At 68.5% G+C, this 21,111-nt stretch carries 21 protein-coding genes; 9 read left to right on the top strand and 12 right to left on the bottom strand.

What is annotated here, in order from left to right:
- The 4 genes from ABZX12_RS22335 to ABZX12_RS22320 all read right to left on the bottom strand — a co-directional run bounded on the left by ABZX12_RS22335 (position 1) and on the right by ABZX12_RS22320 (position 4,340).
- Positions 1-870 carry a carbohydrate ABC transporter permease gene (locus tag ABZX12_RS22335; RefSeq protein WP_355695863.1) on the bottom strand — a complete coding sequence of 290 codons (870 nt, stop codon included), beginning with the start codon at positions 868-870 and terminating at the stop codon, positions 1-3.
- Entirely contained in the window at positions 867-1,820 is a 954-nt protein-coding gene (locus tag ABZX12_RS22330; protein WP_355695861.1) for a sugar ABC transporter permease, read from the bottom strand. The genes ABZX12_RS22335 and ABZX12_RS22330 overlap by 4 nt, the downstream gene beginning before the upstream one ends.
- Positions 1,820-3,178, bottom strand: coding sequence for an extracellular solute-binding protein (locus ABZX12_RS22325; RefSeq protein WP_355695859.1), 1,359 nt, complete (start codon positions 3,176-3,178; stop codon positions 1,820-1,822). The genes ABZX12_RS22330 and ABZX12_RS22325 overlap by 1 nt, the downstream gene beginning before the upstream one ends.
- Positions 3,179-3,347: 169 nt before the next feature.
- Positions 3,348-4,340 (bottom strand): LacI family DNA-binding transcriptional regulator, encoded by a 993-nt coding sequence (locus tag ABZX12_RS22320; RefSeq protein ID WP_355695857.1) that lies wholly within the window; start codon positions 4,338-4,340, stop codon positions 3,348-3,350.
- Positions 4,341-4,440: 100 nt separating this feature from the next.
- Between ABZX12_RS22320 and ABZX12_RS22315 the strand changes: the two genes are divergently transcribed.
- Positions 4,441-5,667 (top strand): DUF4032 domain-containing protein, encoded by a 1,227-nt coding sequence (locus tag ABZX12_RS22315; protein WP_355695855.1) that lies wholly within the window; start codon positions 4,441-4,443, stop codon positions 5,665-5,667.
- Positions 5,668-5,715: 48 nt separating this feature from the next.
- Positions 5,716-6,963, top strand: a complete 1,248-nt coding sequence (locus tag ABZX12_RS22310) for a glycoside hydrolase family 27 protein (RefSeq protein WP_355695853.1) — start codon at positions 5,716-5,718, stop codon at positions 6,961-6,963.
- A 108-nt stretch (positions 6,964-7,071) separates the two neighbouring features.
- Here ABZX12_RS22310 and ABZX12_RS22305 read toward each other — a convergent pair whose 3' ends face one another.
- The 3 genes from ABZX12_RS22305 to ABZX12_RS22295 are packed head-to-tail and all read right to left on the bottom strand — an operon-like array spanning position 7,072 to position 9,439.
- A complete protein-coding gene (locus ABZX12_RS22305; protein WP_355695852.1) occupies positions 7,072-7,524 on the bottom strand; it encodes an NUDIX hydrolase in 453 nt (150 codons plus the stop codon).
- Positions 7,524-8,291 carry an SDR family NAD(P)-dependent oxidoreductase gene (locus ABZX12_RS22300; RefSeq protein WP_355695850.1) on the bottom strand — a complete coding sequence of 256 codons (768 nt, stop codon included), beginning with the start codon at positions 8,289-8,291 and terminating at the stop codon, positions 7,524-7,526. Before ABZX12_RS22300 ends, ABZX12_RS22305 begins: the two co-directional genes overlap by 1 nt.
- Complete coding sequence (locus tag ABZX12_RS22295; protein WP_355695848.1) at positions 8,288-9,439, bottom strand: acyl-CoA dehydrogenase family protein; 1,152 nt, start codon at positions 9,437-9,439, stop codon at positions 8,288-8,290. The genes ABZX12_RS22300 and ABZX12_RS22295 overlap by 4 nt, the downstream gene beginning before the upstream one ends.
- 85 nt (positions 9,440-9,524) lie before the next feature.
- On the opposite strand from ABZX12_RS22295, the gene ABZX12_RS22290 reads away from it, so the two are divergent.
- The 3 genes from ABZX12_RS22290 to ABZX12_RS22280 all read left to right on the top strand — a co-directional run bounded on the left by ABZX12_RS22290 (position 9,525) and on the right by ABZX12_RS22280 (position 12,083).
- Entirely contained in the window at positions 9,525-10,109 is a 585-nt protein-coding gene (locus tag ABZX12_RS22290) for a TetR/AcrR family transcriptional regulator (protein ID WP_131460575.1), read from the top strand.
- Positions 10,110-10,192: 83 nt separating this feature from the next.
- On the top strand, positions 10,193-11,071 hold the full coding sequence (locus ABZX12_RS22285; RefSeq protein WP_355695846.1) for a S1 family peptidase: 879 nt from the start codon (positions 10,193-10,195) through the stop codon (positions 11,069-11,071).
- Between the two features lie 124 nt (positions 11,072-11,195).
- Positions 11,196-12,083, top strand: a complete 888-nt coding sequence (locus tag ABZX12_RS22280; RefSeq protein ID WP_355695844.1) for a S1 family peptidase — start codon at positions 11,196-11,198, stop codon at positions 12,081-12,083.
- 46 nt (positions 12,084-12,129) lie between these two features.
- On the opposite strand, the gene ABZX12_RS22275 is transcribed toward ABZX12_RS22280, so the two are convergent.
- The 4 genes from ABZX12_RS22275 to cysS are packed head-to-tail and all read right to left on the bottom strand — an operon-like array spanning position 12,130 to position 15,232.
- Entirely contained in the window at positions 12,130-12,534 is a 405-nt protein-coding gene (locus ABZX12_RS22275) for a type II toxin-antitoxin system VapC family toxin (RefSeq protein WP_355695843.1), read from the bottom strand.
- The gene (locus ABZX12_RS22270; protein ID WP_131294084.1) at positions 12,531-12,812 is read right to left on the bottom strand and encodes a type II toxin-antitoxin system prevent-host-death family antitoxin; all 282 of its coding nucleotides are present in this window, start codon (positions 12,810-12,812) and stop codon (positions 12,531-12,533) included. Before ABZX12_RS22270 ends, ABZX12_RS22275 begins: the two co-directional genes overlap by 4 nt.
- A gap of 31 nt (positions 12,813-12,843) precedes the next feature.
- A complete protein-coding gene (gene rlmB / locus ABZX12_RS22265) occupies positions 12,844-13,803 on the bottom strand; it encodes a 23S rRNA (guanosine(2251)-2'-O)-methyltransferase RlmB (RefSeq protein WP_355695841.1) in 960 nt (319 codons plus the stop codon).
- A 1-nt stretch (position 13,804) separates the two neighbouring features.
- The gene (cysS, locus tag ABZX12_RS22260; protein WP_355695839.1) at positions 13,805-15,232 is read right to left on the bottom strand and encodes a cysteine--tRNA ligase; all 1,428 of its coding nucleotides are present in this window, start codon (positions 15,230-15,232) and stop codon (positions 13,805-13,807) included.
- A gap of 132 nt (positions 15,233-15,364) precedes the next feature.
- Between cysS and ABZX12_RS22255 the strand changes: the two genes are divergently transcribed.
- From ABZX12_RS22255 to ABZX12_RS22245, 3 genes are all read left to right on the top strand, one after another.
- The gene (locus ABZX12_RS22255; protein WP_355695837.1) at positions 15,365-16,192 is read left to right on the top strand and encodes a lysozyme; all 828 of its coding nucleotides are present in this window, start codon (positions 15,365-15,367) and stop codon (positions 16,190-16,192) included.
- A 31-nt stretch (positions 16,193-16,223) separates the two neighbouring features.
- The gene (locus tag ABZX12_RS22250; RefSeq protein ID WP_355695835.1) at positions 16,224-16,781 is read left to right on the top strand and encodes a GNAT family N-acetyltransferase; all 558 of its coding nucleotides are present in this window, start codon (positions 16,224-16,226) and stop codon (positions 16,779-16,781) included.
- Between the two features lie 61 nt (positions 16,782-16,842).
- Positions 16,843-18,135 (top strand): peptidase C39 family protein, encoded by a 1,293-nt coding sequence (locus tag ABZX12_RS22245; protein ID WP_355695833.1) that lies wholly within the window; start codon positions 16,843-16,845, stop codon positions 18,133-18,135.
- A 65-nt stretch (positions 18,136-18,200) separates the two neighbouring features.
- Here ABZX12_RS22245 and ABZX12_RS22240 read toward each other — a convergent pair whose 3' ends face one another.
- Positions 18,201-19,904: a DUF2207 domain-containing protein gene (locus ABZX12_RS22240; RefSeq protein WP_355695831.1), complete on the bottom strand. Its 1,704-nt coding sequence runs from the start codon at positions 19,902-19,904 to the stop codon at positions 18,201-18,203.
- Positions 19,905-19,964: 60 nt separating this feature from the next.
- On the opposite strand from ABZX12_RS22240, the gene ABZX12_RS22235 reads away from it, so the two are divergent.
- Positions 19,965-21,104 (top strand): neutral zinc metallopeptidase, encoded by a 1,140-nt coding sequence (locus ABZX12_RS22235; protein WP_355695829.1) that lies wholly within the window; start codon positions 19,965-19,967, stop codon positions 21,102-21,104.
- Positions 21,105-21,111 lie beyond the last annotated feature (7 nt).

Here is a 21,111-nt window from a genome sequence, read left to right as displayed (position 1 = left end):
CTAACCTTTCAGGCTTCCGGCCGTCAGACCGGCCATGATGCTGCGCTGGAAAATGAAGAACACGAGGATGGTCGGCAGGCTGGCGATGACCAGGGAGGCGATCAGGACGTTCTGCGGCATCTGGGCCGACAGCGACGCGATGCCGACGCTGATCGACATCTTGTCCGTCTCCGGCAGCACCAGCAGCGGCCAGACGAAGTCCTTCCACACCGTCACCACGGACAGGATCGACACCACGCCGATGATCGGCCGCGACACCGGCAGCACGATCGACCAGAGGATCCGCAGCGGTGCCGCCCCGTCGATCTCCGCGGCCTCCAGCAGTTCCTTCGGGATCGAGTCGAAGAACCGCTTGAGCAGGAACACGAAGAACCCGTTCGCCGCCGCGGGCAACCAGATCGCCCACGGTGTGTTCAGCAGGTCCAGGTGCAGGACCGGCAGGTCCTTCGCCACCAGGTACGTCGGCAGCAGCAGGACCATCGGCGGGATCATCAACGTCGCCAGCATCGCGCCGAGCACGAGCTTGCCGAGCACCGGCCGCAATTTGGACAGCGCGTACGCCGCGGTGACGTCGACCGCCAGCGTGAACAGCCACGCGCCACCGGCGTACAGCGCGGTGTTCTTGAGGAAGACGCCCAACTGGAGCTGATCCCAGGCTTCTTTGTAGACGCTGAAATCGGCCGACTTCGGGAGGAAGCTGGGTGGGATCTGCGCCAGCTCGTCGGGCGACTTGAGTGCGCCGCTCACCATCCAGTAGAACGGGAACACGAACGCCCCGGTGAAGCCGACGACCGTGACGGTGAGGACCGTCCAGTAGATGATCCGGCCGTGCGGCGTCCGCAGCGCCAAAGGTGACACGAGGGTTCTCATCGCTGAGCCTCCTCACGCGACACCCGCAGATAGACCGTGGAGAACACCAGCAGGACGACCATCAGCATCAGGCCGAGCGCGGAGCCGCCGCCGAAGTCGCCGAAGTTGAAGGCGTACTGGTACATCAGGTAGGCGACGGTGACGGTCGCGTTCTCCGGGCCGCCGCCGGTGAGCAGGTACGGCTCGATGAAGACCTGCATGGTCGCGACGATCTGCAGCAGCAACATCACCAGCAGGATCAGCTTGGTCTGCGGGATCGTCACGTGCCACACCCGCTTCAGGAGACCCGCACCGTCCAGCTCGGCCGACTCGTACAGGTCGCCCGGGATGCTCTGCAGCGCGGCGAGGTAGATCAGCGTGCCGGTGCCGAGATTCATCCAGGTCGACACGATCACCAGGCTGACGAGCGCCGTACTGGTGGAGTCCAGCCAGCTGAGCGGCGGGAGGTGCACCGCGTCGAGCGCCTGGTTGAACAGACCTGCTCCGGGGTCGTAGAACCACTTGAACAGCAGGACCGCGACGGCCGGCGGGAGCATCACCGGCAGGTAGACGACGAAACGCAGGTACGCCTTCGCGTGCCTCAGCTCGTTCAGCACGACGGCCAGCACGAACGGTACGGCGTACCCGATCACCAGGGCGAGACCGCTGAACGCCGCGGTGTTCAGCCACGCGGACCGGAAGGCCGGGTCCGCCACCACGGTCCGGAAGTTGTCGAACCCGACCCACTCCCCCGGATCGACGAAGTTGTTCTGCTGGAAGCTCAGCACGATCTCCCGGATCATCGGATACCAGGAGAACACCGCGAAACAGATCAGGGCGGCGCACAAGAACCCGTACGCCGTGAGGTTCCGCCCCACCGCGCGCCGCAGGGCGCCGTGGTCGTCGGGTGATCGCGGGTCCGTCGCCCCCAGCGCCTGGGGACGACGGACACGCTCTTGTGTCACGGTCATTACGTGTTCTTCGCGAGGATCTTGTTGGCCTTGCCCTCGGCGTCGCTCAGCAGCTTGTCGATATCGGCGTCCTTGCGGGTCAGGACGGCGGACATCGCGACGTCGAGCACGGCGTACAACTCCTGCGCCTTCGGCGGCTCGAGCTTGTTGGTGATGTTGCCCTGGGCACTGACATACGGCGTGAAGTTCTCGACCGGGACGGTGGCGTACTGCTTCCGCAGCGTGTTGATCTCGTTGCCCGGGGCACTGTTCCCGTACAGGTCGGGGATCGGCAGCCCGACCGGACGGCCCTGCTCCTTCGACCGCGCGTAGTTGAACTGGCCCTGTCCCGGCGTCAGCTCGTGGAACTCCAGCCACAGCAGGCCGGCCTTGATCTTCTCCGGCGACGCCTTCGGGTTGAACATGTACCCGTCGCCGCCGCTGAGCGAGAACTTCCCGTCGGACTCCGGCACGGCCGTGACGCCGTAGTCCTCGAACTTGCCCTTGAAGTCGTTGTTCACCGACTGCACGACGTCCGGCGCGCCGATCATCATGCCGAGCTTGCCGCCGCCCATCATGCGCATCAGGTCCTCCCACTGCAGCAGCTGCTTGCTGCCCATGGAGTTGTCGTCCCAGCGCATCCTCTTCAGGTTCTCCAGGACCGCCTTGCCCTCGGCGCTGTTGAACGCCGCGGTCTTGCCGTCGTCGCTGACCATCGACCCGCCGCGGGCATACAGCGACGCGGCGAAGTGCCAGCCGCCGGTGTTGCCGGCCGAGTACTCACCGAACCCGACGTACCCCGGACCGAGTGCTGCGATCTTCTTCGCGGCCTCCCGGACCTCGTCCCACGTCTTCGGCGGGTTGGCCGGGTCGAGACCGGCCTGGGTGAAGAGCTTGCGGTTGTAGACCAGGCCCATGTTGTAGTTGTTGCGGGGCAGGCCGTACGTCTTGTCGCCATCCTTGAAGACGCTCATCACGTCCTGGCGCAGGTCCTTGGCCTTGCCGACCGTGCCGACGTACTGGCTGATGTCGGCGGCCTGCTTCTTGTCGATGATCTTCCGGACGTCGGTGTAGTAGACGTAGAAGAGGTCCTCCTGGGTCCCGCCGGCCAGCTTCGCCTGGAACGTGTCCGGGTTGATGCAGGGGAACGCGTCCTTGCCCTCGACCGTGATGTTCGGGTGCGCCTTCTGGAACGCGGCGACGTCCTCCTCCCAGGCCGTCCGCTCCTTCGGGTTGCTCTTCGGCGGCTCACAGCCGACCGTGATCGTCACCGGGCCGTCGGCGGCCGGCGTCTTGTCTTCCCCCGAGCCGCAGGACGCGGCCACCAGCCCGAGTCCCGCAACCAGCAGCAGGCTGAGCCCGCGGCGCGTTGTCGTCATGTCCACCCTCTCCCTCGGATCGTGGGGCAACCGTAGGGAACTGGACGCAAGAGCGCAATACTTCGATTTGAGATTGCAAAAACGTGACTGCCTATGGGAGATTGCCTGGCGCAGGGCAAACGACAGCAGCCGCCGACCCGATGGGTCAGCGGCGGCCTGGTGGTGTGCCCTAGATCCGGGCCCGGGCGGTCGACGCGCGGACGACGAGCTCAGGTTCGAACAGGAGCTCGTCGGCAGGTACGGTGGCGCGCTCGATCAGCGCGACCAGCATGTCCACGGCGGCGCGACCCATCGCGTCGATCGGCTGCCGGACGGTGGTCAGCGGCGGGTCGGTGCAGTTCATCATCGCGGAGTCGTCGTACCCGATCACCGAGACCTCGTCGGGGACACTCAGGCCGGCCCGGCGGACGGCGCGGATGGCTCCGAGCGCGAGGATGTCGCTGGCGCAGACGATGCCGGTGACGCCGTTGGTGACCAGTTTGGTCGCGGCCGCGTGACCGCCCTCGAGCGAAAACATGGTGTGCTCGACCAGGTCCGGATCCGTCTCCTCCGCAGCCACGAACGCCTCCAGCTTCCGCCGCGACGGGATGTGGTCACGCGGGCCGAGGACCATCCCGATCCGCCGGTGCCCGAGCGCGCGCAGGTGGCCGATCGCCATCTCGGCGGCGACGTAGTCGTCCGACGAGACCTGCGGGAACCCGAGGTGGTCGACGGCCGCGTTGACCAGCACGGTCGGCAGCTTGCGCTCCTGGATCAGCTCGTAGTGCTGGTGCGGCGCGTCCGCCTGCGCGTAGAACCCGCCGGCGAAGACGACCCCGGACACCTGCTGCTGAAGGAGCAGGTCCACGTAGTCGGCCTCGGACACGCCGCCGACCGTCCGGGTGCAGAGCAGGGACGTGAAGCCCTGCTGTGCGAGCGCCCCGCCGACGACCTCTGCGAACGCGGGAAAGATCGGGTTCTGCAGCTCCGGCAGCACGAGACCGACCAGCCGGGCACGATCGCCTCTGAGCTGCGTCGGCCGCTCGTACCCGAGCACGTCCAGTGCGGTGAGCACGGCTTCGCGGGTCGCCTCGGACACGCCGGGCTTCCCGTTCAGCACGCGGCTGACGGTGGCTTCACTGACGCCGACCTTCTTGGCCACCTCTGCAAGTCGTCGTGTCATGACGCAAACTCTACGCCTCATCACGCAAGAATTTGCAACCACTTGCGTACGTCGCTGAACACTCAGACACTCTCCCGGGATTCCTGACACACTGGTGGCCGTGCCTCGATTCGTCGCCACCCGTCCGGACACCGGTCTGCTGTCGCTCCCGTGGGACGTCCCGCTGGAGGACTGGCCCGAAGACCAGCTGGTCGCGCTGCCGCGCGGTATCTCGCGGCACGTGGTCCGCTTCGTCCGGGTCAACGGCAGCGTGTACGCGATCAAGGAGGTCCTCGAGCACCTGGCGATGCACGAGTACCGCCTGCTTCGTGACCTCGAGCGCCTGGAGGCGCCGTCGGTCGAGCCGGTCGGCGTCATCACCGACCGTGTGGACCGCAACGGCGAGCCCATCGACTCGATCCTGATCACCCGGCACCTGCAGTTCTCGCTGCCGTACCGGGCCCTGTTCTCCAGCACGCTGCGTCCCGACACGGTCAACCGCCTGATCGACGCGCTGGTCGCCCTGATCGTGCGGCTGCATCTGAACGGGTTCTTCTGGGGCGACTGCTCGCTGTCGAACACCTTGTTCCGCCGGGACGCCGGCGCGTTCGCGGCGTACCTGGTGGATGCCGAGACCGGCGAGCTGCACCAGGACATCTCCGACGGGCAGCGCGCGCACGACCTCTACACCGCGGAGATCAACCTGTTCGGCGAGTTCCTCGACCTGCAGGAGGGCGGTCTGCTCGACGAGTCGATCGACCCGCAGGAGACCGTCGAGTCGATCCAGAAGCGGTACGAGGCGCTGTGGGCCGAGCTGACCGCGCCGGAGGAGTTCGCCACCGACGAGATGCACCGGCTCGACTCGCGGATCCGGCGGCTGAACGAACTCGGCTTCGACGTCGCCGAGATCGACATCATCACGGACTGGGACGGCAGCCAGGTCCGGATCCAGCCGAAGGTCGTGGACGCCGGCCACCACTCCCGGCGGCTGCTCCGGCTGACCGGTCTGGACGTCGAGGAGAACCAGGCCCGGCGGCTGCTCAACGACCTCGACTCGTTCGCGGCCGCCACCGACCAGCAGAACGAGGACGAGGAGATCGTCGCCCACCAGTGGCTGACCGACGTGTTCGAGCCGGTCGTGCAGTCGGTCCCGCGCAACCTGCGCCGCAAGCTCGAGCCGGCCGAGGTCTTCCACGAGGTGCTCGAGCACCGCTGGTTCTTGTCCGAGCAGGCCGGCCACGAGGTCGACACGATGGAAGCGGCCCGCTCGTACGTGAACGACGTACTGGCCGCCAAGCCGGACGAGAAACTGTCGCTCCCGACACCGGCAATCTCCGAAGCCGACTGACGCCCGAATGGGCCACGTGAAGATCGGCACGACGACGGATCGTTCGACATGGTGAGCGCGCCGACCCCGCCGATGGGGTGGAACAGCTGGGACTGCTTCGGGACGACGGTCACCGAGGCCGAAGTCCTGGCGAACGCACAGGTCATGCACGACCGGTTGCTGCCGTTCGGGTGGGACACGGTCGTCGTCGACATCGCCTGGTACGACCCGACCGCCCGCTCGCACGGCTACAACGAGAACGCACCGGTCGTCCTGGACGACCACGGCCGCCAACTGCCGGCCCCGCTGCGGTTCCCCTCAGCCGCAGGCGGCGCCGGCTTCGCGCCGCTGGCCGCGAAGGTGCACGAGCTCGGGCTGAAGTTCGGCCTGCACATCATGCGCGGCATCCCGCGGCGCGCGGTCGAGCTCGACCTCCCGGTGTACGGGACGGAGTGGACGGCTCGGCAGATCGCGGACCCCGAGCATGTCTGCCCGTGGAACCCGGACAACCTCGGGCTGAACCACGACCACCCCGGCGCGCAGGCGTACTACGACGCGCAGGTCGCGCAGTTCGCCGCCTGGGGCGTGGACTTCGTGAAGGCGGACGACATGCTCGCGCCGTACCACGACCGCGAGATCGCGGCGTATGAGCGGGCGATCGAGCGGAGCGGGCGGGACATCGTGCTGTCGTTGTCGCCCGGCACACACCTGTCCACCCATCATGTCGAGCATCTGCGGGCCAACGCGCAGCTGTGGCGGATCTCGGACGATCTGTGGGACCGATGGGAGGACGTGCACGCGCAGTTCGCCCGGCTCGCGCGCTGGGCGCCGTTCCAGCAGGCCGGCGGTTGGGCGGACGCAGACATGCTGCCGCTCGGCCACATCGGCATCCGCGCCGAGCGCGGCGCCGACCGGGAAAGCCGCCTCACCGTCGACGAACAGAAGACGCTGCTGACCCTGTGGGTGATGGGACGCTCGCCGCTGATGATGGGCGGCGACCTTCCCACCAGCTCCCCGGAAACCCTTGCGTTACTGGCGAATCCGGCCCTCGCCGAGCTGCTCCAGTCGTCGTCCGACGGCCGCGAGATCGTCCGCGAGCCGATGGACGACGGCGAGCTGATCGTCTGGACCGCGCAGGGCGACAACTGCTCCTACGCGGCGTTGTTCTGGACCGGTGCCTCACCCCGGGAGATGTCGCTTCCGGCCGAGCTGCCCGCGCCGACGCACGACCTGTGGACCGGCGCGCCGACGACCGAGCGCACGTACGCCGTTCCGGCGCACGGCGTCTGCTGGCTTCGGCTCAGCTCAGCGCTGTGAGGAGCTACTTGTAGACGACCCAGAGCTCGTAGTCGTCGCCGGGGTACGCCGAGCCGTTGACGCACTTGTACTTCGTCCACTTGGTGCCGTGCCGAAAGGGGTGCGCAACTACTCGACGAGTGCCCTGAGCAACCACTTCGACAGCGGCGCATCCGCTAGTTCCTGAAGGTTTTTCACCCATCGGGCCTCGGCGATCTCCGCGGACAGGTGCAGCGCGTCGTCGAAGGCGAACGCGGTGAGGATCGTGAGAGTGTCGTGTTTGCCCTGGAGTGTGGTGACGGCGGTGTCCACGAGCCTGAAGGCGGAGGCGGGTACGGTCAGGCCCAGTTCCTCGTACACCTCCCGAGCCGCTGCCTGCGCGGGGGTTTCGCGGTCGGGGTTGTAGCCGCCGCCGGGGATGGCCCAGCGGCGGGTGTCGGCGTAGGAGTGGCGGACCACGAGGAAGCGGCCGTCCTCCAGGCGTAGCAGGGCTTTGACGCCGAAGGTGGTAGGGCGGCGGATCCGCCACCAGAGTTGGAGGATCGGCGAGCCCGTGCGCAGCAGGGCCGCGCGGACGCGCATCAGCGCGGTGGCATGCGGAGGGCGCCGTCGAGGCGGATGACCTCGCCGTTCAGGAGCTGGTTGTCGACGATGTGCCGGACCAGCGCGGCGTACTCCGACGGCTTGCCCAGGCGGGACGGGTGCGGGACCTGCTGCTCGAGGACCGTGCGGGTCTCCTCGGGAAGCCCTGCGAGCATCGGCGTCTCCATCGTGCCCGGCGCGATCGTGACGACCCGGATGCCGTTGTCGGCGAGGTCCCGTGCGGCGGTCAGCGTGAGCGCGACGATCCCGCCCTTGCTCGACGCGTATGCGGCCTGGCCGACCTGCCCGTCGTACGCCGCGATCGACGCCGTCATCACCACGACGCCGCGGTCACCGTCGGCGCCGGGCTCCGACGCGATCATCCGCTCAGCGGCCAGTCGCAGTACGTTGAAGGTGCCGATCAGGTTGATCTCGATCACCTGCCGGAACGTTGCGAGCGGCAACGGACCCTTGCGGCCGACGACCCGGCCGGGCGTCGCGACACCGGCGCAGTTCACCACCACGCGCAGCGTGCCGAGCGCCTCGGCGGCGTCCAGCGCGGCGCCGACCGCGGTCTCGTCGGTGACGTCGGTCGGCGCGAACACCACCCGATCACCCAGCTCGTCGGCGACGGCCTTGCCCGCGGACGAGGGCAGGTCGACGATCACCACCCCGAGCCCGTCCGCCGCCAGCCGTCGTACCGTCGCCTCTCCGAGCCCGGAACCACCACCGGTGACCAGGGCGACGTCGGACGGGCCAAGAATCATGAAGCACTCCTGAGCAGGTCGCGGCTGATCACCAGCCGCTGGATCTGGTTCGTACCTTCGAAGATCTGGGTCACCTTGGCCTCACGCATGTACCGCTCGGCCGGGAACTCCCGGGTGTAACCGTACCCACCGAGCACCTGGACGGCATCGGTCGTGACTTTCATCGCCGCGTCCGTGCAGACCAGCTTGGCGATCGCGGCCTCCCGGGTGAACGTCCGGCCCAGGTCGCGCCGCCGCGCGGCGTGCAGGTACGTCGCCCGCCCGGACTCGACCGCCGCGGCCATGTCGGCGAGCAGGAACTGCACACCCTGGAAGTCCGCGATCGCCTGCCCGAACTGCTGCCGCTCCTTCGCGTACGCCGTGGCGACGTCGAGCGCCGCCTGCGCCAGGCCGACCGCACAGGCTGCGATCCCGAGCCGGCCGGAGTCGAGCGCGGACAACGCGATCCGCATCCCGTCACCCTCTGCGCCGATCAGGTTGCCGGCCGGGACCCGGACGTCGTCGTAGTTGACCAGCGTGGTCGTCGACCCGGTCAGGCCCATCTTCCGCTCCGGAGCCCCGAAGCTGAGGCCGTCGCTGCCGGCCGGCACGTGGAACGCCGAGATGCCGTGCGTCCGGTCGTCGGAGGTCCGCGCGAACGTGGTGTAGAAGTCCGCGTGCGAGCCGTGGCTGATCCACGCCTTGGTCCCGTTCAGGACGTACGAGTCCCCGTCGCGGACCGCCCGCGTCGTCATGCCGGTGATGTCGGAGCCGGCCTGCGGCTCGGACAGTGCGTAGGCACCGAGCAGCTCGCCGCCGATCATGTCCGGCAGCAGCCGCTCGCGCTGCTCGTCGGAGCCGAAGTGCGCCAGTGCGTAGCTGGTCATCGTGTGCACCGAGACGCCGACGCCGACCGACATCCAGGCAGACGCGATCTCCTCGAGCATCTGCAGGTACACCTCGTACGGCTGCTCGGCGCCGCCGTACTGCTCCGGATAGGGCAGGCCGAGCAGGCCCGCCTTCCCCAGCGTCCGGAACGCGGACCGCGGGAAGGTCTCGCTCTCCTCCGCGTGCGCGGCGTGCGGAGCGAGCTCGTGCTCGCACAGGTCTCGCACCAGGGCGAGCAGGTCGATGGATTCGTCAGTGGGCAGGAGTCGGTCGACAGCCATCAGAGCCCCCTCTCAACAACTCCCGAAATGATACTCGGAACGATACTGGAGCACATAGTTCAGTATCGTTCTATGCTGTCTCGATATGACAACAGTCGTTCCGGGGCGGCGCACCCGCCGGCAGTCCGAGCTGCTCGACCGGCTCCTGTCCCTGTTCCTCGAGCAGGGGTTCAGCCGGTTCACCCTGGACGACCTGGCCGCCGAGCTGCGCTGCAGCAAGACGACGCTCTACGCGCTGGCGCCGAGCAAGGAGCAGCTGGCCGTCGAGGTGGTGAAGCACTACTTCAAGAACGCCACCGCGCAGGTGGAGTCCGCGGTCGCCCGGCAGACCCGGCACGACCGGCGGATCGCGGCCTACCTGAACGCGGTCGCCGACGCCCTGCGGCCGGCGAGCAGGACCTTCCTGGACGACGTGGCCACCTTCGCGCCGGCCCGCTCGGTGTACGAGCGGAACACCCGGATCGCGGCCGAGCGGGTCCGGCAGCTGATCGAGGACGGCATCAACCACAAGACCTTCCGGCAGGTCGACATCGCGTTCGCGGCCGAGATGATCGCGCACACCATGCAGGCGATCCAGCGCGGCGACATCGCCCGGCGGACCGGGCTGAACGACGCCGAGGCCTACCGCGAGCTGGCCTCGTTCGTGCTGCACTCTCTGCGGCTCGACTGAACCGTCGGCCCCATTAGGGTTGGTGCCCGTCCTCTTGCTGCCATACCGCGCATCAGAGCCGTACGCCCCGGAAGGCTGATGATATGAAAACTCTCCGACGAACAGCGGCCATGGTGGCGGCCGCCGCCCTCGCCCTGACCGCCGCCGTGCCGGCGGGGGCCGACCCGGTGAAACCGCCCAAGCTGTCCGCGAGGGCGATCACCGCGACCTTGAACGACCAGATCCACACCCCCGGTACGGCGTGGATGACGCAGCCGGACGGGACCGTGCTGGTGTCGTACGACCCGACGGTCACGGGCACGAAGCTGAGCAAGCTGACCGGCCTGACCAAGCAGCTCGGCCCGAACGTCAAGCTCGAGAAGCTGCCCGGCAAGCTGCAGAAGTACATCAGCGGCGGCATGGCGACGTACGGCGGCGAGTACAAGTGCACCGTGGGCTTCAACGTGCAGCGGCGCGGTAAGTACTACTTCCTCACGGCCGGTCACTGCGGCGTCGAAGCGGCCCGCTGGTACCAGGACCCGGGCCACAAGGTGTTCACCGGCGCGGTCCACCACGCCGCGTACCCGTACCACGACTACTCGCTGGTCGTGTACCGCACCGACATCCCGCTGAAGGTTCCGGGCGGCAGCGTGTACCTCTACAACGGGCGCTCGCAGGACATCACCCGGGCGATGAACCCGGGCCTCAACCAGCTGGTGTACCGCTCGGGCGCGACCAGCGGCCTGCACAGCGGACGGGTGACCGGGCTGAACTCGACGGTCAACTACGGCGACGGACGCGTGGTGGGCCTGATCCGGACCAACGTCTGCGCCGAGCCGGGCGACTCGGGCGGGCCGCTGTTCTACCGGCAGTACGCCTTCGGCCTCACCTCCGGCGGCTCCGGCGACTGCACGTCGGGCGGCGTGACGTACTTCCAGCCGGTCGTGCAGGCTCTGAACGCGTACGGGGTCTACATCTACTGAGCGCAGGTTTCCCCTACTCTCCGAGATTGTCTGAATACTCAGGGAGATAGTGGGTAGGACTCGTCACGGTTGAGTCAAGGACGCCCCGCCCCGAAGGCGTCCTCATCGTGAGGAGGCATCAACCATGAACATGTCCCCCTTCCGCCGTACCCTCGCTGTTCTGGCCGCGGCCGGGCTTGCTGCCACCGGACTTCTGGCGACGCAGGCCTCGGCCGCACCGGTCAACCCGTCCAGCCTGTCGGCCGCCGCGATCACGTCCGCCCTGAGCGAGAACGCGACGATCCCCGGGACGGCGTGGCAGACCGACCCCGACGGCCGGATCATCGTGTCGTACGACGAGACCGTCACCGGCGCGAAATTCTCGAAGCTGACCAGTGTGACCAAGCAGTTCGGCGACCGGATCAAGCTCGAGAAGATGTCCGGCAAGCTGACGAAGTACATCGCCGGCGGCGACGCCATCTACGGCGGGCAGTACCGCTGCTCGCTCGGCTTCAACGTGCGGAACAGCTCCGGCGTCTACTACTTCCTGACCGCCGGCCACTGCGGGAACATCGCGTCCAACTGGTACGCGAACTCCAGCAAGACCACTCTGCTCGGATCGGTGACCGGCTCGAGCTTCCCGACCAACGACTACGCGATCGTGAAGTACGCGTCGACGTACACCAACCACCCCGGCGTGGTCGACCTGTACAACGGGTCGACTCAGGACATCACGTCGGCCGGCAACGCCTACGTGGGCCAGTCGGTCAAGCGCAGCGGTAGCACGACCGGCGTGCACAGCGGCTCGGTGACCGGGACGAACGCCACGGTGAACTACGCCGAGGGCACCGTCTACGGCCTGATCAAGACCACCGTGTGCGCGGAAGGTGGCGACTCCGGCGGCGCGCTGTTCGCCGGCTCGGTGGCCCTCGGCCTCACCTCCGGCGGCTCCGGCAACTGCTCCTCCGGCGGCACCACCTACTTCCAGCCCGTCACCGAAGTACTCTCCCGCTACGGCGTGAGCGTCTACTGATCCACACAGCTGCGCCCCGGACCATCCTGGTCCGGGGCGCAGTCGGTCAGGCCGGCGACAGCACCGGAAAGCCGAGTTCCTCGGCCGCCGTGGTCAGCTCCTTGTCATACGTCACGAATTCGGACAGGTCGGAGCGGAACGGTTCCGCGCTGGCCAGGTGGATGGCGTCCAGTGAGCCTAGCTTGGCCGTCCGGTACGCCATTGCACGTCCGAGCACTGTGGAGGTGAGATCCACCAGGTAGATGCCGCGGACCGCCTGCCCCGCGAAGTACGGCACCTGTTGGTGGTCGACCCCGGCACGGAGAAGGGTACGGGTGATCTCCAGGCTCGCCAGCTCGCTGGTCAGCAACTCGGTTTCCGCCGGCAACGCCTCCCGCCATGCACGCAGAGCCGTCGACTCGGCTTCGGGCTTGATGAACTTGAGCAGTGCGCAGGAGTCCAGATAGATCACCTGCGCCGCTCCTTGTCCCGGTCCTCGATCAACAGGTCGGACAGGCTGGCGACGTCGGGCGCCAACTCCAGCATCAGATCCGGCATTCCGAGTTCGGCCGGAGGAGTCACCTCGCCCGAGTCGAGCAAATGCTGCAGCACGCCTGGGCGGGCATCCTCAGGTACCAGACGGAGGACCGGGCGACCGCGATCGGTCACCACGATGGTCTCGCCGGCGCGCACTCTGGCTACCGCCTTCGACGGGTTCTGATTCAGCTCCCGCAGCCCGATCGTCCTCATGCCACCAATGTAACTACATCACGTAGGTACATCAAGCGCGGCGGCGGGAGATCTCGTAGAGGGTGACGCCGGCGGCGATGCCGGCGTTCAGCGACTCGGTGGCCGACGTCATCGGGATCGAGACGATCAGGTCGCAGTTCTCGCGGACCAGGCGGGCCAGGCCCTTGCCTTCGGAGCCGATGACGAGGACGAGCGGCTCGGTCGCGGCCTCGAAGGACGGGAGGTCGACGGCACCGTTCATGTCCAGGCCGATGACCAGCAGGCCGGCTTCCTTGTAGGACTTCAGCGCCCGGTTCAGGTTGCCCGCGCGGGCCACCGGGATGCGGGCCGCGGCGCCTGCCGAGGTCTTCCAGGCCGAGGCCGACATCGACGCCGTCCGGCGCTCCGGGACGACGACGCCGTGCGCGCCGAACGCCGCCGCGGAGCGGGTGATCGCGCCGAGGTTGCGCGGGTCCGTGACGCCGTCGAGCGCCACGATCAGCGGCACCTCCTGCGCCTCGTACGCCCGATCCAGCAGGTCGTCGGGATGCGCGTACTCGTACGGCGGGATCTGCAGCGCGACCCCCTGGTGGGCGCCGCCCGCGGTGACCCGGTCGAGCTCCGTGCGCGGCACCTCGAGCACCGACACACCGGTCTCGACCGCGACCAGCAGCGCCTCGCGCAGCCGGGCGTCCCGTTCGGTGCCTTCGGCAACGTGCAGCGCCGCGGCCGGTACGCCGGCCCGCAGCGCCTCGACCACCGGATTCCGCCCGTACACCCACTCGACGGAGGAGTCGCCGTCCTTGCGCGCCGGGCGGCGGCTGCGCTCCCGCTCCTTGGCCCGCTCGGCCGCCTTCGCCCGCTTGTGGGCCGGGTGCTTGACCCGGTCCACCGCCTTCGGCGTCGGACCCTTGCCCTCGAGTCCGCGGCGGACCCGGCCACCGGAACCTGCCGTCGGGTTGCCCCGCGGCTTCTTCCGGATGGCACCCTTGCGCTGGCTGCTGCCTGGCACGTCAGTTTCCTTCGTCTGTAGATGCGAGGGACCAGCGTGGTCCCTGCGGGGTGTCCTCGACGACGACGCCGAGCGCCTTCAACCGGTCGCGGACGTCGTCCGCGGCGGCGTAGTCCTTGCGTGCCCGGGCCGCCTGCCGCTGCTCGAGCAGAGCCTTCACCAGCCCGTCGACGACCTCGGTGAGGGCGTCATTGCCGCCGGCGCGCGACACCCACGGCTCAGCCAGCGGGTCCAGACCGAGCACGCCGAGCATCCCGCGCACGGCCGCCAGCACCTCTCGCAGGGCCTCCGAGTCGCCGTCGGCGACGAGCTTGTTGCCGTCCCGCACGGTGTTGTGCAGCACGGCCATCGCCGCCGGCGTCCCCAGGTCGTCGTCCATCGCGGCCACGAAGTCGCCGGGCAGCTCGGCGGCGGGCTCGACCCCGCCGGTCACCTCGGCGGCGCGGTGCACGAAGCCCTCGAGCCGCTGGAAGCTCTTCGCCGCCTCGTCGAGCGCCTCGAACGAGAACTCCACGACGGAGCGGTAGTGCGACTGGACCAGGTAGTACCGCAGCTCGATCGGGCGGACCCGCTCGACCACGTTCCGCACGATCGCGCTGTTGCCCATCGACTTCGACATCTTCTCGCCGGCCGTGGTGACGAGCGCGTTGTGCATCCAGAACCGGGCGAACTTCTGCCCGACCGCGGTCGACTGGGCCAGTTCGTTCTCGTGGTGCGGGAACCGCAGGTCCAGCCCGCCGCCGTGGATGTCGAATTCCTCACCGAGGTACTTGCCGGCCATCGCCGAGCACTCGATGTGCCAGCCCGGGCGGCCGCGGCCCCACGACGCCGGCCAGGAGGCGGTCCGCGGCGTGGCCTCGGTCCAGCCCTTCCACAGCGCGAAGTCGCGCGGGTCCCGCTTGCCGCGCGGGTCCGCGTCCTCGGCGGCCTCCATGTCGTCGATGCGCTGGTGCGACAGCGCGCCGTACGCCGGCCAGGAGCGGACGTCGAAGTAGACGTCACCCGATCCGTCCGGCGCGACGTACGCGTGCCCGCGGTCGATCAGCTGCTCGATCATCTCGAGCATCTCCGGGATGTGCCCGGTGGCGCGCGGCTCGTACGTCGGCGGGCGGCAGCCGAGCACGTCGTACGCCCAGTGCAACTCGCGCTCGAACTCGTAGGCGTGCGCCCACCACGGGACGCCGCGCCCGGCGGACTTGGCGAGGATCTTGTCCTCGATGTCGGTCACGTTCGCGATCACGGTGACCTCGTAGCCGGACCGCTCCAGCCAGCGCCGCAGGACGTCGAAGACCACTTCCTTGTAGATGTGCCCGACATGCGGGGCACCCTGCACCGTCAGCCCACAGTGGTAGATCCCGACCTTGCCCGGGTGGACCGGCTCGAAATCTCGCACTGCTGCTGTTGCGGTGTCGTACAAGCGAAGTGTCACCGGTCAAGGGTAACGGGAGGTGATGCCGGTAAATAATCACCGAACAACCGGCCTCAAGGGTTGGTTGTTGCCGAATGCGGGTAAGACCATCGCCGAGCGCTCTGTCCGCCCCTCATCGCTCTGGAGGAAACCGTGAAGTCCGCCCTTTTCACGGGTGCCGCCGTCGCTCTTGGCCTGATCCTGGCCTCGACCGGCTCCGCCCAAGCAAGCAGCACTCCCCAGCCCACCGCACAGGCCCGCCAGCACGGCATCGACAAGGCCGGCGACGCCTACATGGGCTGGACCCAGAACACCACCACCAGCAGCAGCAGCGCCGCCGCGCCCGCCGACATGGGCATCACGGCGACGGTCGAAGGCATCGACGTGTCCAGTCACCAGGGCAACGTCGACTGGGCCTACTGGTGGGGTCAAGGCAAGCGGTTCGCGTACGTGAAGGCGACCGAAGGCACGTCGTACAAGAACCCGTACTTCGCCCAGCAGTACAACGGGTCCTACAACGTCGGCATGATTCGCGGCGCGTACCACTTCGCCCTGCCGAACAGCTCCAGCGGCGCGACGCAGGCCAACTACTTCGCCAGCAGCGGCGGCGGCTGGTCCCGTGACGGCAAGACGCTGCCGGGTGCGCTCGACATCGAATACAACCCGTACGGCGCGACCTGCTACGGGCTGAGCGCGTCGGCGATGGTCAGCTGGATCCGCGACTTCCTCAACACCTACAAGTCCCGTACCGGACGCGACGCGGTGATCTACACGAACTACGACTGGTGGAGCCGGTGCACCGGCAACACCACCGCGTTCAACTCGACCAACCCGCTGTGGGTGGCGCGCTATTCCTCCACGGTGGGGACACTGCCGGGCGGCTGGCCGTTCTACACGTTCTGGCAGTTCACCTCGTCGCCGATCGACCAGAGCCACTTCAACGGCGCGTACGACCGGCTGCAGGCACTCGCCAACGGCTAAACGGGTTGCGGTGGTCGCATAGTCTCGATCGGTGAGCTACTCGCTGCCGATCGAGACTGACCGCCTGACCCTTCGACGCTACGTCGAGAACGACTACGACGACCTGCTGAAGCTGCAGTCCAACCCCGACGTCACCCGTTATCTGCTGTACGACGTACGGACGCCGGAGCAGGTCAAGGAGGCCCTCACGGGCCGGTTGGCCGATGTCCCGATGGACACCGACGGTCAAGCGCTCACCGTCGCGGTCGTCCTGCGGGACACCGGCCGGCACCTGGGTGAGGTCACGCTGTTCATGAACAACGTCGACCAGCGCACCGGCGAGATCGGGTACGTCTTTCACCCGGAGTCGCACGGCCACGGGTACGCCGCGGAGGCGTCGGCCGAGCTGCTGCGGCTCGGCTTCGAGGAACTCGGCCTGCACCGGATCATCGCCCGCCTGGACGCGCGCAACACCGGGTCGGTCAAGCTGCTCGAGCGGCTCGGCCTGCGGCAGGAGGCGCATTTCGTGCAGAACGAGTACCTCAAGGGCGAGTGGACCGACGAGCTGGTGTTCGCGATGCTCTACAGCGAGTGGGACAAGCGTTCGTAAGTTTCTGCCCGCGGCGCGCCGTCTTGATGACAGCAACTGCCGACCGGTCTACCTTCGGAACATGACTTCTGCCCGTTCCGTCACCGCCCTGATGCTAGGGGTGGTCGTGCTCAGCGCCGGCGCCCTGCCGAGCGAAGCCGTCAAGGTCTCACCCGCCCGGCAGATCGCCTACCGGACCTGGACGTCCAGCGCCGACTTCCTGGCCGGCCAGCAGTCCGGCACCACCGTCGCCGACGGCGCCCTCACGTTCGGTACGTCGACCGGCACCACGTCGTACGTCGACCCGTTCGGCGACGGCACCGCCAAGTCCTACGACCGGACCAGTTGGGTCTCGCCGCAGGTCAGCACCGGCTTCGGGCTGACCGAGCTGGTCGCGTCCTGGAACGCGACCACGCCGCCCGGGACCTGGGTCGAGGTATCCCTGGCGGGGACGACCAACCTCGGTACCACCACGAAGTGGTACGTGCTCGGCCGCTGGTCCGGCGGCGACGACACCGCGGCCGGCGACATCCACCGGACGTCGGTGCCGAGCCAGGGCGACGCCGACGGTTCCGTTGCCGTGGACACCTTCCAGGCCGCGACCGGCAAGTCGCTGGACCGCTGGCAACTGAAGGTCACCCTGTACCGGCTGAGCGGCACGACGCAGTCCCCGGTGGTCCGCTCCGTCGGGGCGATGGCATCCCAGCTGCCGTCGGACAAGAAAGTTGCCGTCAGCCCCCTCGGCGGCGCGGAGGGCATCGTTCTCGACGTACCGACGTACTCGCAGGAGACGCACATCGGCCACTACCCGCAGTGGGACGGCGGTGGCGAGGCCTGGTGCTCGGCGACCTCGACGGCGATGGTCCTCGACTACTGGGGCGCCGGTCCGACCGCGGCCGAGACGGCATGGGTCGATCCAACCGATCCCGATCCACAGGTGGACCACTCGGCGCGGTCCGTCTTCGACTACGCGTACGACGGTGCGGGCAACTGGCCGTTCAACACGGCGTACGCCGGCTCGCGCGGCGTGGACGCCTTCGTCACCCGGCTGCGTTCGCTGACCGAGGCGGAGCAGTTCATCAAGGCGGGCATCCCGCTGATCGCGTCGCTGTCGTTCAAGAAGGGCGACCTGCCCGGCGCGGGCTACGGGACCAACGGGCACCTGATGGTCATCGTCGGCTTCGACCAGGCCGGCAACGTGGTCGTCAACGACCCGGCGTCGCATCTGATCGCCAGCAACGACCAGGTGCGGACGACGTACGACCGGGAGGCGTTCGAGAACGCCTGGGTGCCGCACTCGGGCGGGCTGGTCTACGTGCTCCACCCCGAGGGCACACCGTTGCCGGCGCCAACAGATCCGCAGCACAACTGGTAGGGCCACCCAGAAACGACAGTGCCCGCCACGCCGGGGCGGCGTGGCGGGCACTGTTCTTGTGGACCTCAGCGGGCGAAGAGCGCGCCCGTCAGGTTCGTGGTGAGGTTGCGCAGCGAGTCCGGCAGGTAGTGCAGGTGCCAGCCGCTGGGACCGCGGTACCAGGTGAAGCCCTCGTCCGCCTCGTCCGGCGTGGTGTCGGTCGCGACGAGGGCGTCGATCCAGCGCTCCGAGCCGCCGAGCACGACGGCGTACGGCAGGGCGCGTGAGCAGAGCTCGGCGTGCTGGTCGGTCGGCAGCTCGCTGACGTCCATCTCCAGCAGCTCGCCGCGGATCGCCGCGACCTGGCCGAGGACACGACCGGCGGCCGGGGCCTTGGCCGGCATGTAGCGGCCGACCACGAGCAGGCCGACGCCGACCAGCGTGATGGCCAGACCGAGCAGGCCCCAGGTCGTCAGCAGGGCCAGCAGGACGGTGGCGACCACACCGACGACCGTGGTCGCGATACCGATCGTTGCCCACAGCGACCGAGTGCGGTCCGGGCGCTCGGTGAACCAGCCGCGCTTGACCACGCCGTCGTACAGGGCGTCCTGGACCTGCTCCAGGTTCGCGCGGACCTGCTTGCCCAGCTCCGAGACCAGCACCGAGTCGGCGTCGCCGAAGATCGCGCGGATCAGGACGTTCTCGTACCGCTGCAGTTCCTCCGCGGGTGCGCTCGACACCCGGCGCAGCTCCCAGTCCGGCCGCGCGAACTCGGTGCTGTGCTCGAGCTCGGTGATCGTCAGATGACCGCGGACGGCCAGGTCGATGATCGTCGCGGTGACGTCGACCGGGTCGATCCGCTCGTCGATCAGCGTGCCGACCTCACCGGGGCGCAGGTCGGACGGCGGCGTGAAGTCGATCCGCGCGTCGGTGCCGAGGCTGAACAGCGACGCCGGTACGACGCGGCGCGGGTCGACCTGGTCGCGGCCGCGCAGCCGGTACAACGCGAACAGCGCGATCGCGCCGAGCAGCAGCACCGCCAGCGCGGTGATCAGCTGTGCCGCGTCGGTGGAGAAGGCGCGCTTGAAGGTGTGCCGGTACTCGATGATCGAGTTGTCGGCGATCTGTCCCTTCGGGAAGCCGACGGCCATCCGGACCGTGTTGCCCGGCGGCAGCGCGGTCTGCTGGAAGGTCGGGCCGGAGGTCTCGCCGATCTGCGCCAGCGAGCACGGGATGTTGCTGTCGATCGGGCCCGCGAAGCAGGAGACGTGCGAGACCTCGGGGACGCTGAAGACCACGTTCGCGGCCTGGATCGGGAGGCTGATCCCGGTCAGCGGCGCGAACCGCACCTCGGTGCCGTCCAGGGTCTTCGCCACCGCGCCCTTCACGGTGTACGTGAAGTCGAGCTGCGTCGTACCGCTGCTGACGTCCGGGACGGCGATCGACGTGACGTCGCCCTCGGTCTTCAGCTCGGCCTTCTTGTCCTGGCCGCCGGCCTTGACCGTCAGGTCGCCGATCTCCTGGACGTGGTCGATGTCGTCGGGCAGGTGGTCCCGCGTGACGATGAACCGGGTGAAGGTCCCGTTCACATTGCTGAGCTTCCAGGTCTCGGCGACCCGGAGCAGGCCGTCGCGCTCGACCCGGACCTGGCTGTCGTAGTTGGTCACCACCGGGTCGGCGGCGGCGCTGGTTGCGTCCGCGGCCGCGGCGCTGCTCGCACCGGCTGGGACAGTGGACAGGCCGAGCAGGCCGAGGGCACACAGGGATAGCCCGAGGAGACGTAGACGCATCGCCCAATCACACCGTAGAGAGAGGGTCAGGTTGACACCGGGCACGATAGCGTCTGGGGAGTGTCAGGCAACCAATGGGGACCGGGACCCGGTCAATACGGCCCGCCGCCGCAGCAGGGCTACCAGGGCGGTCCCCCGCCGCAGTACTCCGTGCCCCCGCAGTACTACGCGCCTCCGCCGCCGCCCGGCCCGCAGTACGGATGGGGACCGTTGCCACCGCAGCCGCCCCGGAAGAAGTCCGGCGGTGCGGCGCTGCTCGTCGTCGCACTCCTCGCCGTGGTCGCGGCCGGTGGCGTGTTCCTGGTTGTGAAACTCACACAGGGCAACGACGGACCGGCCGCGACCGTGCCGGTCGCCACCGAGTCCGCAACCCCTGAGCCGGCAACAACCTCTGTCCCGGCCACCACCGTGCCGTCGAAGACCGTCGCTCCGCCGCCTCGGGCAACGACCACGACGACGAAGGTCACCCCGCCGAAGCCGGTGCAGACCGTCAGCCCGGCGACGTTCAACGCGACCCACCGGCTGTACAAGACCGGTGCGATGCGGACGGTCAACTGCAAGCAGGCCCGGACCGGGCTCGGCAACGGCTCACAGTCGTCGGCCTACTTCAAAGCGATCAAGACCTGCCTCGACCGCGCCTGGCCCAAGCAGGTCGCCACGTCCGGCGGCCGCTACCGGTCACCCGGACTGATCGTCTGGGGCGGCTCTGTTACGACACCGTGCGGCAGCGGGGTCGGGCGCTCGTTCTACTGCCCGACGACGCACACCATTTATATGGAGTCACCGTCGATCGTCACGTTCTACCAGCAGAACCCGACGTTCGGCCGGATGGTCGGCACCTTCACCATGGCGCACGAGTACGCGCACGCGGTGCAGTGGATGACCGGGCTCGGCGTGGCCTACGAGAAGCTCCGGTACGACGCGTCCGCCGCCGGAGCGTTGCAGCTGAGCCGACGGCTCGAACTGCAGGCCTCCTGTCTCGGCAACGTGTTCTTGGGCGCCAACCGCGCCAGCTACGGGATCACCGGGTACGCGTACCAGATGTGGCTGTACGACGTGAACAACAGCGGCGACCGGCCGCCGTACCCGCGGGACCACGGCAGCACCACCAACCACGGAGCCTGGAGCCGCGAGGCCTTCCAGAGCCGTAACCCGGCCAGCTGCAACACCTGGTCCGCCTCGCCTGCCCGAGTAAGTTGAGCCCTGG

Origin of the sequence: Kribbella sp. NPDC003505, from assembly GCF_040610875.1 — a bacterium.
In the GTDB taxonomy this organism is placed as follows: Bacteria; Actinomycetota; Actinomycetes; order Propionibacteriales; family Kribbellaceae; genus Kribbella.
Note: the sequence above shows the minus strand (reverse complement) of the source record. Positions and strands in the feature narration are given on the sequence as shown.

Excerpts from the sequence above, each read along its gene's own strand:
- ABZX12_RS22335 (WP_355695863.1), bottom strand. The coding sequence starts at position 870 with ATGAGAACCCTCGTGTCACCTTTGGCGCTGCGGACGCCGCACGGCCGG.
- ABZX12_RS22305 (WP_355695852.1), bottom strand. The coding sequence starts at position 7,524 with ATGCGCGTCCGCGCGGCCCTGCTGCGCACGGGCTCGCCGATCCTCCAA.
- ABZX12_RS22290 (WP_131460575.1), top strand. The coding sequence starts at position 9,525 with ATGACAACAGTCGTTCCGGGGCGGCGCACCCGCCGGCAGTCCGAGCTG.
- ABZX12_RS22295 (WP_355695848.1), bottom strand. The coding sequence starts at position 9,439 with ATGGCTGTCGACCGACTCCTGCCCACTGACGAATCCATCGACCTGCTC.
- ABZX12_RS22300 (WP_355695850.1), bottom strand. The coding sequence starts at position 8,291 with ATGATTCTTGGCCCGTCCGACGTCGCCCTGGTCACCGGTGGTGGTTCC.
- ABZX12_RS22240 (WP_355695831.1), bottom strand. The coding sequence starts at position 19,904 with ATGCGTCTACGTCTCCTCGGGCTATCCCTGTGTGCCCTCGGCCTGCTC.
- ABZX12_RS22270 (WP_131294084.1), bottom strand. The coding sequence starts at position 12,812 with ATGAGGACGATCGGGCTGCGGGAGCTGAATCAGAACCCGTCGAAGGCG.
- ABZX12_RS22330 (WP_355695861.1), bottom strand. The coding sequence starts at position 1,820 with ATGACCGTGACACAAGAGCGTGTCCGTCGTCCCCAGGCGCTGGGGGCG.
- ABZX12_RS22320 (WP_355695857.1), bottom strand. The coding sequence starts at position 4,340 with ATGACACGACGACTTGCAGAGGTGGCCAAGAAGGTCGGCGTCAGTGAA.
- ABZX12_RS22310 (WP_355695853.1), top strand. The coding sequence starts at position 5,716 with ATGGTGAGCGCGCCGACCCCGCCGATGGGGTGGAACAGCTGGGACTGC.
- ABZX12_RS22245 (WP_355695833.1), top strand. The coding sequence starts at position 16,843 with ATGACTTCTGCCCGTTCCGTCACCGCCCTGATGCTAGGGGTGGTCGTG.
- ABZX12_RS22285 (WP_355695846.1), top strand. The coding sequence starts at position 10,193 with ATGAAAACTCTCCGACGAACAGCGGCCATGGTGGCGGCCGCCGCCCTC.
- ABZX12_RS22280 (WP_355695844.1), top strand. The coding sequence starts at position 11,196 with ATGAACATGTCCCCCTTCCGCCGTACCCTCGCTGTTCTGGCCGCGGCC.
- ABZX12_RS22325 (WP_355695859.1), bottom strand. The coding sequence starts at position 3,178 with ATGACGACAACGCGCCGCGGGCTCAGCCTGCTGCTGGTTGCGGGACTC.